This window comes from Paucibacter sp. M5-1 (genome assembly GCF_027498415.2).
Lineage (GTDB): Bacteria > Pseudomonadota > Gammaproteobacteria > Burkholderiales > Burkholderiaceae_C > Roseateles_E.
The window spans coordinates 5,668,659-5,682,352 of the sequence record NZ_JAPZLM020000001.1 but is presented as its reverse complement, the minus strand read 5'-3'; the positions used below and the strand labels follow the sequence as shown (position 1 = coordinate 5,682,352).

The following is a 13,694-nucleotide window of genomic DNA, read 5'->3' as shown; positions in this document are numbered from 1 at the left end:
ATTGGGGCAACCTGCATGAATTGGGCGCGAAAGAGCAACCCATGGGTAACCCACAGGTAACGGATCTGCGGTCGCGAGGCCCATCCATAGCCAGCCGCCACCTCTGCACCGGTCGGTGAACCGGTTGCTCCCAGGGGAATCGATGGGCTCATTGCCGCAGCCGTTGAACTCTTGCTGTGCAAGGGTTCCGCGTCGGTGCATACGGGCTGCAGTTCGCTAGCGCGCTGCTAGCCGGTCAAAGCCGCAGCTTGGCCAAAAGAAAGGGACTGCTCATTTCTGAGCCGTCCCCCGGGTAAATCTGGGCAAAACCTGCCATGGGTGGCGATGCGCAAGAGAAGGCACGGCGCGTTGCGGTCTATTGCCATCAGCCGCCGGCATGTCGATCGACCGGGCCTGTCGGCGTTCTGTCCGGGTTCTGTCCGCACGCGATGCGGACAAGATGCGGACATGGCGAGCCAGCACCTGCTGCTCGGGCCGGGGTTGGGTGAACCGATCAGGCCGCTTTGAACGCCAGGACCTTGGCCCCAGCCCTGAGCTGGTCCAGGTAGTCGGCCCAGGTCTGCATCATCAGCCTGCGCTGCTCCATGTACTCGGCGCGGTCATAGGCTGAGCCCAGGGGGCCGCTCTTGCCGTGCGCGAGTTGGGCCTCGACCACCTCGGGGTCAATGCCGTGGATGATCTCGGCCATCATCGTGCGAGCCATCGCGCGGAAGCCATGGGCCACATGCTCATCGCCGGAAAAGTCCAGGCGCCGCAGGGCCGCGTTCAGCGTGCCGTCGCTCATCGGCCGCTCGCCGGTGCGCGCCGACGGGAACACATACACCCCATGCCCGGTAAGCGGCTTCAGCGCGGTCAGCAGCGCCAGCGATTGCCGAGCCAGCGGCACCAGGTGCGGCCGGCCGTTGAGCTTGCCATGGGCCGTGCGCTTCATCGCCGCCGCCGGGATGGTCAGCAGCGCCGCGTCCAGATCGATCCAGGCCCACTCCATCGCCCTCACGTTGCCGGGGCGCTGGAAGATGAGCGCGGAGAGCTGCAGGGCCGCCCGGGTGGTCGGCTGGCCGGTGTAGCCATCAATGGCGCGCAGCAGCTCGCCCGCCTTCACCGGATCGGTGACGGCCGCGAAGTTCTCCGCGATGTGCGGCTTGAGCGCGCCGCGCAGATCGGCCGCCGGATTGCGCTCGCAGCGCCCGGACTGCACACCGAAGCGGAACACCTGGCCAGCCTGCGACAGCAGGTCCTGCGCCGTACTGAGGATGCCCTTGCTCTCGGCCTTCTTCAGCACGGCCAGCAGCGCCGGCGCCTTGATCGAGTCGAGTGGCAGCGTGCCCAGATGCGGGAACAGGTGCTTCTCCGAGGAGCGCAGCCACTTCGCCGCATGGCTAGGGCTCCAGGTGTCGGCCTGGAGCTTGTGGAACTCGCGGGCCACCGCCTCGAAGGTGTTCGCGTTGCTGGTGCTGCTGGCGATCTTCTCGGCCTTGCGAGCCTGGACGGGGTTGACGCCGGCCTGCCGGGCCATGCGGGCAGCGTCCCGGGCCACCCGCGCAGTCTTCAGGGTCACCTCGGGATAGCTGCCCAGCGCCAGGCGCGACTCCTTGCCGTCCGGGTAGAACTTCCAGAACCAGCGCTTGCTGCCGTTGGGGGCCACCTCCAGGTACAGGCCGCCGCCATCGGTCAACCTTCGGCGCTTCAGGTCTGGCGGGCAAGAGGCGTTTTTGCAGGCGGCTTCGGTCAGCGTTGGCATGGCGGTGTCCCGGTGTCCCGGTCATTCGGGGAACGATGGTGTCCCGGTCGCCACGGTTGTCCCGGTGGCTGTGCCCCGGTTTGCCCCGGTCGGGCCGAAACGTTCCCCGGAATGTTCCCCGCTTTGCGATGCGCTGTAAAGCGCCGTCGTGATCCAACGTGACATGAAAAAAGGCCCCAAGTCGTTGATTTACTTGGGGCCTTGCTTCTTTGTGAACCGTCGTGATTCACTGTTCTGGAGGAGAGGGGGGGATTCGAACCCCCGAGACGTTTCCGTCCGCCTGATTTCGAGTCAGGTACATTCAACCACTCTGCCACCTCTCCGAATTCTGGTGTCCCAGCAAGCTTGTCTTGCTGCGAGTTGAGCCCGCTAGTATAGCGGACTTTTTTCGGTTTCCAAGTCTTTGCTGGCTTTTCAGCCGCGCAAGACCTCGGCACCGCCCAGATAGCGGCGCAACACCTCGGGCACCGTGATGCTGCCGTCGGCGTTCTGATAGTTCTCCAGCACGGCCACCAGGGTGCGGCCGACCGCCAGACCGGAGCCATTGAGTGTGTGCACCAGCTCGTTCTTGCCCTGGGCGTTCTTGAAGCGGGCCTGCATGCGGCGCGCCTGGAAGCCTTCGCAGTTCGAGCAGGAGCTGATCTCGCGGTAGGTGTTCTGTGCCGGCACCCAGACCTCGAGGTCATAGGTCTTGGTCGAGCCGAAGCCCATATCGCCGGTGCACAGCGTCAGCACGCGATAGGGCAGGCCCAGCTTCTGCAGGATGGCCTCGGCGTGGCCGACCATCTCCTCCAGCGCCTCGTAGCTCTTGTCAGGATGGGTGATCTGCACCATCTCGACCTTGTCGAACTGATGCTGGCGGATCAGGCCGCGGGTGTCACGGCCGGCGCTGCCCGCTTCCGAACGGAAGCAGGGGCTGTGAGCGGTCAGCTTGATCGGCAGCGCGGACTCATCCAGCACCTGCTCGCGCACGGTATTGGTCAGCGAGATTTCCGAGGTCGAGATCAGGTACTGCTCGGCCGCCTCTTCATCGCCGCCACGCAGCACCCAGAACATGTCTTCCTTGAACTTGGGCAGCTGGCCCGTGCCTTCCAGCACCTCGCGGTTGACGATGTAAGGCGTGTAGCACTCGGTGTAGCCGTGTGCCTCGGTCTGCGTGTCCAGCATGAACTGCGCCAGCGCCCGATGCAGCTTGGCGACCTTGCCGCGCATGAAGGTGAAGCGCGAGCCGCTGAGCTTGGCCCCTAGCTCGAAGTCCAGGCCCAGGGCCGCGCCCAGGTCCACATGGTCCTTGAGCTCGAAGTCGAAGGTCCGGGGAGTGCCCCAGCGGCGCACTTCCACATTGCCGCTCTCGTCGGCTCCGACCGGCACGCTCTCATGCGGCAGATTGGGCACGCTCATCAGCATGGTGTTGAGTTCCTGCTGGATCGCGTCCAGGCGCTCGGCGCCGGCCTTGAGCTCATCGCCGATACCGCCGACCTCGGCCATCACGGCCGAGGCGTCTTCACCCTTGCCCTTGAGCATGCCGATCTGCTTGGACAGGCTGTTGCGGCGGGCCTGCAGTTCCTCGGTGCGCATCTGCACGCTGCGGCGCGAGGTCTCCAGCGCCTGATAGCGCTCGACATCGAGAAAGGCTTGCGGGCTCTTGCGGGTGTTCAGGCGCGCGACCACGGCGTCGAGGTCTTTGCGCAGCAGGGTGATGTCCAGCATGGGGTGTCCTTGGTGTTCGTTCGATTCTATGAAAGCAAAACGGCGCCTCGTGCAGGCGCCGCGTCATGCGATAGGCGCCCGCTTCAAGATCGGGAGGAACTGTGCTCGGCCATCGACTTGTCGCCCAGACCCAGCGGCAGCGGGAAGCGCACATGCTCCTCGACCCCGGGCAGGCTGCGCACCGCGGTGGCGCCGAGCGCACGCAGGCGCGTGATCACCGCCTGCACCAGCACATCGGGGGCCGAGGCGCCGGCCGTCAGGCCCACACGCGAGCGGCCCTCCAGCCACTCGAGCCGCAGATCCTCGGCCGCATCGACCATATAGCCGGGCGTGCCCAGGCGCTCGGACAGCTCGCGCAGGCGGTTGCTGTTGGAGCTGGTCGGGCTGCCGACCACGATCACCACATCGACCTGGGGCGCCAGCACCTTGACGGCATCCTGGCGGTTCTGCGTGGCGTAGCAGATGTCCTGCTGCTTGGGCTCGCGCACCTGCGGAAAGTGCCGCTTGACCGCCGCCAGGATCTCGGCGGCATCGTCGACGCTCAAGGTGGTCTGGGTCACGACCGCCAGCTTGGCGGGGTCCTTGACACGCACATGGGCCACGTCACCGACCTCCTCGACCAGGTAGATGCCGTCGCTCAACTGGCCCATCGTGCCCTCGACCTCGGGGTGTCCCTTGTGGCCGATCATGATGAACTCATAGCCCTCGCGATGCAGCTTGGCCACCTCGACATGGACCTTGGTCACCAGCGGACAGGTCGCGTCAAAGACCTGGAAGCCGCGCTGGGCTGCCTCCTGGCGTACCGCTTGGCTGACACCGTGGGCGCTGAACACCAGGGTGGCGCCGGGCGGCACCTCGGCCAGGTCCTCGATGAAGATCGCGCCGCGCGCCTTCAGGTCGTTGACCACATAGGTGTTGTGCACGATCTCGTGGCGCACATAGATCGGCGAGCCGAACTTGACGAGCGCGCGCTCGACGATCTCGATGGCCCGGTCGACGCCGGCGCAGAAGCCACGCGGTTCGGCCAGGATGACTTCTTGGGGTTCGATCGGGCTCATCACAGCACTCCGATCACATGGACTTCGAAGCTCACCGGCTGGCCGGCCAGCGGGTGGTTGAAGTCGAACAGCAGCCAGTCCTCGCCCAGCTCGCGCACCACGCCGCCATAGCCACCCCGGCCGTCGGGCGTCGGGAACTGGACCACGTCGCCGATGCTGTACGCCTCGTCCGGATCGCCGAGCTCGCGCATCAGGCTGCGCTTGATGCGCTGCAGCAGCTCCGGATTGCGTTCGCCAAAAGCCTCGCCCGGCGCCAGCTCGAACTGGGTGCGCGTGCCTTCGGGCAGGCCGATCAGGCGCGCCTCGATGGCGGGCGCGAGCTCGCCGGTCCCCAGCGACAAGGTGGCGGGCTTGTCGTCAAAGGTATTGATCAGGTCGCCGCCATCGGGCCCTGCGAGTCGGTAATGCAGGGTCAGAAAGGATCCGGCTTGGATAAGGTTCATGGCACTTTGTTCGATAGACTCGCCGGATTTTAAGGCCCCGCGCCGCCGCCCTGCCTGCCATGCCGCTCAATCACCTGCCGCCCGACGCGCGCCCGCGCGAAAAGTTGCTCGCGCGCGGCCCCCAGGCGCTGGCCGATGCCGAGTTGCTGGCCCTGCTCTTGCGGACTGGCATCCAGGGCCTGCCGGTGCTGCAGCTGGCGCAGCAGCTGCTCGACGACTTCGGCGGTTTCAGCGGCCTCTTGCATGCCGGCGTGGCCGATCTGGCGTGCGTCAAGGGCCTGGGTCCGGCCAAGCGCGCCGAGATTGCTGCCGTGCTGGAGATCGCGCGCCGTTCGCTGCTGCAGGAACTGGCGCAGCGGCCGGTGTTCGACGCCCCCGAGGCCGTCAAGCACTACCTGCGACTCAAGCTCGCGCCCCTGGGCCATGAGGTCTTCGCAGTGCTGTTTCTCGACGCCCAGCACCGCCTGATCGCGATGGAGGAGATGTTCCGGGGCAGCCTGACCCAGACCAGCGTCTACCCGCGCGAGGTCGTCAAGCGCGGCCTGGAGCTGGGCGCGGCCGCCGTGATCCTGGCCCACAACCACCCCTCCGGCGTGGCCGAGCCCTCGCGGGCCGACGAGCTGATGACCCAGGGGCTGAAGTCGGCGCTGGCGCTGCTGGACATGCGGGTGCTGGACCATTTCGTGGTGGGCAGCGCTGAGGTGATCTCGATGGCCGAGCGGGGCTTGCTGTGATGAATGGCAAGTCGCTGCGCAGCCTGCAGGATCTCAAAAGCCTGCAGCAAGAGCTGGCGCTGGCGCGTCGGCTGGCCGAGGAGCGCGCCGAGCGGGCCGCGGCGCAGGCACGGCTGCTGGAGCAGGAGCGGCGCATCTTCGAGCTGACGGTCGGCGATGTCATCGCGCTCAAGCCGACGCAGCAGCGGGTGCTGCACGAGCGCCGCCCCCCTGCCCCGGAGCCGCTGCAGCGCGAGGCCGACGAGCGGCTGGCGCTGCAGCAGGCGCTGTCGGACGATTTCGATGTCGACACCCTGCTGGAGACCGACGAGACCCTGTCGTTCCGGCGCCCCGAGATCAGCGCCGAGGTGGTGCGCAAGCTGCGCCGCGGCCATTGGGCGCTGCAGGCGCAGATCGATCTGCACGGCCTGCGCCGCGATCAGGCGCGCGAGGCCCTGGGCGGCTTTGTGCACGAGAGCGCGCGGCGCGGCCTGCGCTGCGTGCGTGTCGTCCACGGCAAGGGCAATGGCTCGCCAGGGCGCGAGCCGGTGCTGAAGGCCAAGGTCAGGCGCTGGCTGGTGCAGAAACAGGAGGTGCTGGCCTTTGTGCAGGCGCGAGCCAGCGATGGCGGCAGCGGGGCGCTGATGGTGCTGCTGCAGCAGGCCGGCTGATCAGATATTGCGCATCCAGTCGGCCGTGCCCATGAAGGACTCGGTCAGGCGCTGCTGCAAGGCAGGATCGAGCTCGCACTCGGCCATCGCCTGCGCCATGCAGGCCACCCATTGGTCGCGCTCGGCGATGCCGATCTTGAAGGGCATGTGGCGGGCGCGCAGGCGCGGGTGACCGAAGCGCTCGATGTAGTGGTCGGGCCCACCCAGCCAGCCGCACAGAAACCAGAACAGCTTGTCGCGCGCGCTGTCCAGGGCGCCCGGATGCGCGGCGCGCAGCTGGGCATAGCCGGGCTCCAGGTCCATCAGGTCATAGAAGCGGTCGACCAGGCGGCGCACCGCCGCCTCGCCGCCGACCCACGCGAAGGCCGTGGCCGGGGTGTTGCTGGAGTCCATCGCGCCCTCAGCCGAGCAGTTTCAGCGCCAGCGCCTTGATGCCCTGGGCCGCCTCGCTGCCCGGGAAATGCTCGAGCAGCAGCTGGCGCTTGAGCACCGCCTGGCGCACCGAGACATCGTTCCTGACCTCGCCCTGCAACTCCAGCTTGAAACTCTGGCCGGGGATGGCGGCGACAAAGCGTTGCAGCACCTGCTGCAGCTGGCCGCAAATCATCTTGCCCTCGCCGGCGCGCGAGGCCTGATTGACGACCAGGCCCACATGGCGGCGGTCCTGCTGGGTGGCCAGCACCTTGATGGTGGCGTAGGCGTCGGTCAGCGAGGTCGGCTCGGGCGTCGCCACCACCAGCACATCGCTGGCCAGCGAGACGGCGAACAGCACCACGTCCGAAATGCCGGCGCCGGTATCCAGCAGCACCCAGTCGAAGCGCGGCTTGACCAGCTCGACGATGTGGAGGAGCTTGTCACGCACCTCGGGCGTCAGCCGCGAGTACTCGACCATGCCCGAGCCGGCCAGCAGCACCGAGAAGCCGCCGGGCGCCGGCAGGATGGCCTGGTCCAGCGTGGCCTTGTCGGTGAAGACATCATGCAGGGTCAGCTTGGGGTGCAGGTTCAGCACCACATCCAGATTGGCCAGGCCCAGGTCGGCGTCCAGCACCAGCACCTTCTGGCCGCGGGCGGCCAGCGCGGCGGCCAGATTGGCCGTGACGAATGTCTTGCCCACGCCTCCCTTGCCGCTCGTGACGGCCAGCGTGCGGGCACCCGGGCGCAGCCTGGCGCCGGACGGGTTTGCAGCAGGTGTTGTTGTATTCATTCACTATCCTGTTGCGTTACAGCGAACAACATGCCTTTTTCCTCGGCACTGACCAGGGAGTCGGTTTGCGGCTCCAGGCAGGCGCGGTTGCGGCCTTCGGCCTTGGCGCGGTAGAGCTGGCGATCGGCCCGCTCTATCCACAGCAGGGACGAAGAGCGCACCCATTGCGGTGCAAAAGCACCGCCCAGGCTGACCGTGACCTGCAGCATCTGGCCCGTTGCCACCTCGACTTTCTGCTCGGCCACGCGTTCGCGCAGCCGCTCGGCCACCGTCGCGCCATAGGTGCTGGGACAGTTGGGCAGGATGATGGCGAACTCCTCGCCGCCGACCCGTGCCACCGTGTCCATCGGCCGCACCGTCTGCGCAATGCTGCGCGCCACCGCCTGTATCACCATATCGCCGGCGACATGGCCATAACTGTCGTTGACGGCCTTGAAATGATCGATATCCACCATCAGCAGCAGCGCAGGCTCGCCCGAGCGCGCGACCCGATCGACCTCGCGCGACAGCGACATCTCGAAGCTGCGACGGTTGACCAGGCCGGTCAGCGCGTCCTTGCTGGAGAGATCGCACAGTGCGTCCAGCAGGCCTTGCAGCCATGCGGCGCTGTAGGGCTCGGCCTCGGGCAGCAAGGCGCCGGCCTGCTGCAGCAGCTGCAAGGCCAGGTCCAGCTGCAGATCGCGAGCATTGATCAGCGAAGGGGGGTGTAGGCTTGAGTCCAAGAGGCTCCCGAAGGTGTGGCGGCAGTCTAGCAGGCGGGTTATCCCGCAGAGGGGCGGAAATAGTGAGGGGTTCACCCGGCTGTTCACACTATCTTGGGCACTGGCCACCACAGACACTGGCGGCGGATGCAAAATCAATCCAGCGTGCGCGGTGCGCACAAAACCAATGACAACCATGGCCGCTTCACCCAATAACGCCTCATCCACCGAAGCCATCGACCATGAGTTCAATTTCAGCCGCGCTGACTTTGACCGGGTGCGCCAGCTGATCTACAAACACGCCGGCATCAGCCTGCATGACGGCAAGCATGCGATGGTCTACAGCCGGCTCTCGCGCCGGCTGCGCGATACCGGCCACCGCAGCTTCGCCAGCTATCTGCAGTGGCTGGAGGCGGCCACCGGCCCGCAGGCGGACCAGGAATGGCAGGAGTTCGTCAACTGCCTGACCACCAACCTGACCTCCTTTTTCCGCGAAGACCATCACTTCCATGCGCTGGCCGAGGATCTGAAGCCACTGGCCGGCAAGCCGCTGCGCATCTGGTGCTGCGCCGCCTCGACCGGCGAGGAGCCCTACTCGATCGCGATCAGCTGCAGCGAAGCGCTGGGCAGCAGCGCCTCGGTGCAGATCGTCGCCAGCGATATCGACACCAATGTGCTGAACACCGCGCGACGCGGCGTCTACAACGCCGACGCCCGCGGCCTGTCGCCGCAGCGCCTGAAGAACTTCTTCATGCGCGGCACCGGTGCCAACGAGGGCCGCATCCGCGTCAAGCCCGAGTTGCAGAAATGGATCGAGTTCCGCAGCCTGAATCTGATGGACCAGCAATGGTCGCTGGGCGACCCCTTCCAGATCGTGTTCTGCCGCAATGTGATGATTTATTTCGACGCGCCCACGCAGCGCAAGGTGCTGGAGCGCATCCACCGGGTCATGAAACCCCATGGCCTGCTGTTCGTCGGCCATTCCGAGAATTTCACCGAGTCGCGCGATCTGTTCCGGCTGCGCGGCAAGACGATCTACGAAAAGGTCTGAGCGCGCGCCGCTCAAGAACTCCCCACCCTGGCCGATAAAGAATGATGAGCACGCCCCAGACCCAAGCCGGCAACGCCGGTGTGATCTCCAGCGGTGCAGGCGCGGCGCGCGTGGCGCAACTGAAGGCGCAGACGCGCAAGCAGGGCGAAGCCTCGTTCTTCTTCTACGACGCCCACTTCAAGAATGCGGCGGTCAAGATCCTGCCCGGCGAGTATTTCGTCGACAACGAAGACATCCTGGTGATGACCACGCTGGGCTCCTGCATCGCCGCCTGTCTGTGGGACCGGCATGCGATGGTTGGCGGCATGAACCACTTCATGCTGCCCGAGGGCGCCGGCGACTCGGGCCGCTACGGCTCGTTCGCGATGGAGTTGCTGATCAACGAGATGATGAAGCGCGGTGCGGCCAAGAGTCGGATGGAAGCCAAGATCTTTGGCGGCGGCGCGGTGATTGCCGGCATGAACACCATCAATGTCGGCGAGCGCAACACCAATTTCGTGATCGACTATCTGAAGACCGAGCGCATCCCCATCGTCTCCAAGGACGTGTTGGACGTCTATCCGCGCAAGGTCTGCTTCCTGCCGCACAGCGGCAAGGCCATGGTCAAGCGCCTGGCCCCCACCAATACCGATGCGCTGGTTCAGCAGGACCGCGCCGCCGCCCAGAAGGCTCAGCCGGTGGTCGCCACGGGCGGCTCCGTCGATCTGTTCTGAGCTCGCGACCCCGAGGAGAAGTAAATGGCCAAGACCAAAGTGGTGGTGGTGGATGATTCGGCGCTGGTGCGCTCCATCCTCACCGAGATCATCAATCGCCAGTCCGATATGGAGTGCATCGGCGCCGCCGCCGACCCGCTGGTGGCGCGCGAGATGATACGTAACCTGAACCCGGACGTCATCACGCTCGATGTCGAGATGCCCAAGATGGACGGGCTCGACTTCCTGCAGCGGCTGATGCGCTTGCGGCCGATGCCGGTCGTGATGGTGTCGACGCTGACCGAGCGCGGCGCCGAGGTCACGATGAAGGCGCTGGAGCTGGGGGCGGTGGACTTTGTCGCCAAGCCCAAGATCGGTGTGGCCGACGGCATCCGCCAGCTGGCCGACGACATCACCGACAAGATACGCATCGCGTCCAAGGCCCATATCCGTCGGGCACCGGCCGCCGCCGCGCCGACGGCCGGTGGCGCGCCGGCGGCGCCAGCCAAGCCGGTGACGATGGCCAGCCTGGGCCGCATGTCGACCGAGAAGATCATCTTCATCGGCGCCTCCACCGGCGGCACCGAGGCGACCAAGGACGTCTTGATCAATCTGCCGGCCGACTGCCCAGCCGTCGTGATCACCCAGCACATGCCGCCGGGCTTCACCAAGAGCTATGCGGCGCGGCTGGACGGCCTGTGCCGCATCCGCGTCAAGGAAGCGCAGGACGGCGAGCGCATCCTGCCCGGCCACGGCTATATCGCGCCGGGCGGCTTCCATCTGAGCGTCGAGCGCTCGGGCGCCAACTACATCGCCCGCGTGCAGGACGGTGAGCCGGTGAACCGCCACAAGCCCTCGGTCGAGGTGCTGTTCCATTCGGCGGCCCGCGTGGTCGGGCCGAACGCGCTGGGCGTGATGCTGACCGGCATGGGCGCCGACGGCGCCAAGGCCATGAAGGTCATGAAGGACGCCGGCTCCTACAACTTCGTGCAGGACGAGGCCACCTGCGTGGTGTTCGGCATGCCGCGCGAGGCCATCGCCGCCGGTGCGGCCGACGAGGTGCTGCCGCTGCAGCAGATCGCGCCGCGCCTGATCGAGCGTCTGCGCAGCACCTCGGGCATGTCGCTGAACCGGGTTTGACCGGCGCGGCGCTCAGGCGTCGAGAAACAGCGACTGCAGATCGCTCAGGAAGTCAAAGCCGCGCGCGGTCGGCGTCAGCCGTGCCGGGTCGGCTTCGAGAAGGCCCTTGGCACGCGCCTGCTCCAGCGCCTTGGCGATGCTGGACGGCGGCAGGCCGGTGCGCTCCAGGTACTGCGTCAGCGGCACGCCCTCGCGCAGGCGCAGCGCATTGAGCATGAACTCGAAGGGCAGTTCGCGGCGGCCAACCTCGTTTTCATTCGACACCGCCTGGCCCTCGGCGGCCTTGGCCATATAGCCGGCCGGCTCGCGCCAGCGCACCTGGCGCAACACACGGTGCGGGAAGCTCAGCTTGCTGTGCGCGCCGGCGCCTATGCCCAGATAGTCGCCGAACTGCCAGTAGTTCAGGTTGTGGGCGCAGCGGTGCGTCGGCTTGGCATAGGCCGAGACCTCATAGCGCTCCATGCCCAGCGCGCCGGTGCGTGCGGTGATCAGGTCCAGCATCTCGCTGGCCAGATCGGGGTCGGGCAGCTGCTCGGGCGGCCGCGTCGCGAACACCGTGTTCGGCTCTATCGTCAGGTGATAGACCGACAGATGGGGTGACGCATAGGCCAGCGCGGTATCGAGTTCGAGCGCCAGTTCGTCCAGGCTCTGGCCCGGCAGCGCATACATCAGATCGATATTGAAGGTCTCGAAGCAGCCGGCCGCCTCGGCAATCGCGGCCTTGGCCTGGTCGGCGTTGTGCACGCGGCCCAGGGCCTTTAGCTTGGCATCGTCAAAGCTCTGCACGCCGATCGACAGCCGCGTCACGCCGGCCTCGCGAAAGCCCTTGAAGCGGTCACGCTCGAAGGTGCCCGGGTTGGCCTCCAAAGTGATCTCGCAGCCGGGCTCCAGCGGCAGGCGGGCGCGCAGGTCCGAGATCAACTCGGCAATCTGCTCCGGCGCGAACAGGCTGGGCGTGCCGCCGCCGATGAAGATGCTGACGACCGGGCGGCCCCAGATCAGCGGCAGCGCCGCCTCGAGATCGGCGCGCAGGGCCGCCAGGTACTCGCGTGCCGTCTCGGCCGGCAGTTCCTTGCCGCCCTGCCATTCATGCGAGTTGAAATCGCAGTAAGGGCATTTGCGCAGGCACCAGGGCAGGTGCACATAGAGCGACAGCGGCGGCAAGGCGGCCAGGCTCAGGGTGCCAGGGCGCATCAGCTTGATCACATCGGCCATCGCGTCAGCCCAGGTGCCAGGTCTCGCGCATCTGCGTCGCCAGATCGGCGGCGGCCAGGGCCCGGTGGCTCAGCGCGTTCTTCTCCGCCGCGCTGAGCTGTGCGACGCTGCGGCCCAGCGAGGGGATGAAGAGCAGCGGGTCATAGCCGAAACCGCCCTCGCCGCTCAAGGCCGGCAAGACCTGACCCTGCCAGCGCCCCATCGCGATCAGCGGCTCGGGATCCTGCGCCGAGCGCACCGCCACCAGCGCGCAGACAAAGCGGGCCGCGCGCTGCTCGACGCCGGCCAGCTGCTCCAGCAGCACGGCGTTGTTCTCGGCATCGCTCTTGGGTCGGCCGAACAGCGTCGCATAGCGGGCCGACAGCACGCCCGGTGCGCCGCCGAGCGCCTCGACCGCCAGGCCCGAATCGTCGGCCAGCGCCGGCAGGCCGCTGAGCTGGGCCGCATGGCGGGCCTTGGTCAGCGCGTTCTCGACAAAGCTGTCGAAGGGCTCCTCGGCCTCGGGGATGCCGAGGCTGCCCTGCGTGACGAGTTCGACGCCCAACGGCGCGAACAGCGCCTGCAGCTCGGCGAGCTTCTTGGCGTTGTTGGACGCCAGCACAATCGTCTTCATGCCGACAGCGCCACCTTCTGCGCGGCCAGCAGCTCGCGAATGCCCTTCTCGGCAAGGTCGAGCAAGGCATTCATCTCGGCGCGGGTGAAGGCCACGCCCTCGGCCGTGCCCTGCAGCTCGACAAAGCCGCCGGCTCCGGTCATCACGACATTCATATCGGTATCGCAGCTCGAATCCTCGGTGTACTCGAGGTCCAGCAGCGGCCGACCCTCCAGCATGCCCACCGAGATCGCCGCCACCGCATCCTTGATCGGCGAAGCGCTGATCTTGCCCTGGGCGATCAGCCAGCTGACCGCGTCATGGGCGGCCACATAGGCGCCGGTGATCGCGGCGGTGCGGGTGCCGCCATCGGCCTGGATCACATCGCAGTCCAGCGAGATGGTGCGCTCGCCCAGCAGCTTCAGGTCGAACACGCAGCGCAGCGAGCGGCCGATCAGGCGCTGGATCTCCTGGGTGCGGCCGCTTTGCTTGCCGCGCGCGGCCTCGCGGTCGCCGCGGGTGTGGGTGGCGCGCGGCAGCATGCCGTACTCGGCGGTGACCCAGCCCTCGCCGGAGCCGCGCTTGTGCGGCGGCACTTTTTCCTCGACCGAGGCGGTGCACAGCACCTTGGTCTCGCCGAACTCGACCAGCACCGAGCCCTCGGCATAGCGGGTGTAGTGGCGCGTCAGGCGCACGGGGCGCAGCGCATCGGCCGCGCGTCCGGCGGAGCGCGGCGCGTCGTTGATCTTGCTCATCGAAAATC

General features: G+C 67.0%; 15 protein-coding genes and 1 tRNA gene. 5 read left to right on the top strand and 11 right to left on the bottom strand.

The features are described from left to right. Positions 1-493: 493 nt before the first annotated feature. From O5M90_RS26845 to O5M90_RS26825, 5 genes are all read right to left on the bottom strand, one after another. Positions 494-1,741, bottom strand: a complete 1,248-nt coding sequence (locus O5M90_RS26845; protein WP_269840905.1) for a tyrosine-type recombinase/integrase — start codon at positions 1,739-1,741, stop codon at positions 494-496. Between the two features lie 235 nt (positions 1,742-1,976). Continuing rightward, positions 1,977-2,064 (bottom strand) — tRNA-Ser (locus tag O5M90_RS26840). A gap of 91 nt (positions 2,065-2,155) precedes the next feature. Further along, on the bottom strand, positions 2,156-3,451 hold the full coding sequence (gene serS / locus O5M90_RS26835; protein WP_269840906.1) for a serine--tRNA ligase: 1,296 nt from the start codon (positions 3,449-3,451) through the stop codon (positions 2,156-2,158). 83 nt (positions 3,452-3,534) lie between these two features. Further along, complete coding sequence (gene ispH, locus O5M90_RS26830) at positions 3,535-4,509, bottom strand: 4-hydroxy-3-methylbut-2-enyl diphosphate reductase (protein WP_269840907.1); 975 nt, start codon at positions 4,507-4,509, stop codon at positions 3,535-3,537. Next, positions 4,509-4,952, bottom strand: coding sequence for an FKBP-type peptidyl-prolyl cis-trans isomerase (locus tag O5M90_RS26825; protein ID WP_269840908.1), 444 nt, complete (start codon positions 4,950-4,952; stop codon positions 4,509-4,511). The genes ispH and O5M90_RS26825 overlap by 1 nt, the downstream gene beginning before the upstream one ends. 59 nt (positions 4,953-5,011) lie before the next feature. On the opposite strand from O5M90_RS26825, the gene radC reads away from it, so the two are divergent. After that, positions 5,012-5,686, top strand: coding sequence for a RadC family protein (gene radC, locus O5M90_RS26820; RefSeq protein ID WP_269840909.1), 675 nt, complete (start codon positions 5,012-5,014; stop codon positions 5,684-5,686). Beyond that, complete coding sequence (locus O5M90_RS26815; RefSeq protein ID WP_440402475.1) at positions 5,686-6,336, top strand: Smr/MutS family protein; 651 nt, start codon at positions 5,686-5,688, stop codon at positions 6,334-6,336. The genes radC and O5M90_RS26815 overlap by 1 nt, the downstream gene beginning before the upstream one ends. Here the strand turns inward: O5M90_RS26815 and O5M90_RS26810 are convergent, their stop codons facing one another. From O5M90_RS26810 to O5M90_RS26800, 3 genes are read right to left on the bottom strand one after another with little or no spacing between them, the layout of a single operon-like run. Beyond that, a complete protein-coding gene (locus tag O5M90_RS26810; protein ID WP_269840910.1) occupies positions 6,337-6,729 on the bottom strand; it encodes a group II truncated hemoglobin in 393 nt (130 codons plus the stop codon). Positions 6,730-6,736: 7 nt separating this feature from the next. Then, on the bottom strand, positions 6,737-7,540 hold the full coding sequence (locus O5M90_RS26805; RefSeq protein WP_137942259.1) for a MinD/ParA family protein: 804 nt from the start codon (positions 7,538-7,540) through the stop codon (positions 6,737-6,739). Further along, a complete protein-coding gene (locus O5M90_RS26800) occupies positions 7,537-8,262 on the bottom strand; it encodes a GGDEF domain-containing protein (RefSeq protein WP_440402474.1) in 726 nt (241 codons plus the stop codon). Before O5M90_RS26800 ends, O5M90_RS26805 begins: the two co-directional genes overlap by 4 nt. Positions 8,263-8,437: 175 nt before the next feature. Here O5M90_RS26800 and O5M90_RS26795 point away from each other — a divergent pair, with 175 nt between their 5' ends. From O5M90_RS26795 to O5M90_RS26785, 3 genes are read left to right on the top strand one after another with little or no spacing between them, the layout of a single operon-like run. Then, positions 8,438-9,292, top strand: a complete 855-nt coding sequence (locus tag O5M90_RS26795; RefSeq protein ID WP_440402473.1) for a CheR family methyltransferase — start codon at positions 8,438-8,440, stop codon at positions 9,290-9,292. A 44-nt stretch (positions 9,293-9,336) separates the two neighbouring features. Further along, positions 9,337-10,005 carry a chemoreceptor glutamine deamidase CheD gene (gene cheD / locus O5M90_RS26790; RefSeq protein WP_262967966.1) on the top strand — a complete coding sequence of 223 codons (669 nt, stop codon included), beginning with the start codon at positions 9,337-9,339 and terminating at the stop codon, positions 10,003-10,005. A 24-nt stretch (positions 10,006-10,029) separates the two neighbouring features. Continuing rightward, entirely contained in the window at positions 10,030-11,124 is a 1,095-nt protein-coding gene (locus O5M90_RS26785; protein WP_137942255.1) for a protein-glutamate methylesterase/protein-glutamine glutaminase, read from the top strand. Between the two features lie 12 nt (positions 11,125-11,136). Here O5M90_RS26785 and hemW read toward each other — a convergent pair whose 3' ends face one another. From hemW to rph, 3 genes are read right to left on the bottom strand one after another with little or no spacing between them, the layout of a single operon-like run. After that, positions 11,137-12,339: a radical SAM family heme chaperone HemW gene (hemW, locus tag O5M90_RS26780; RefSeq protein WP_269840911.1), complete on the bottom strand. Its 1,203-nt coding sequence runs from the start codon at positions 12,337-12,339 to the stop codon at positions 11,137-11,139. Between the two features lie 4 nt (positions 12,340-12,343). Next, a complete protein-coding gene (rdgB, locus tag O5M90_RS26775) occupies positions 12,344-12,952 on the bottom strand; it encodes an RdgB/HAM1 family non-canonical purine NTP pyrophosphatase (protein WP_137942253.1) in 609 nt (202 codons plus the stop codon). Then, positions 12,949-13,686, bottom strand: a complete 738-nt coding sequence (gene rph, locus O5M90_RS26770) for a ribonuclease PH (RefSeq protein WP_269840912.1) — start codon at positions 13,684-13,686, stop codon at positions 12,949-12,951. Before rph ends, rdgB begins: the two co-directional genes overlap by 4 nt. Positions 13,687-13,694 lie beyond the last annotated feature (8 nt).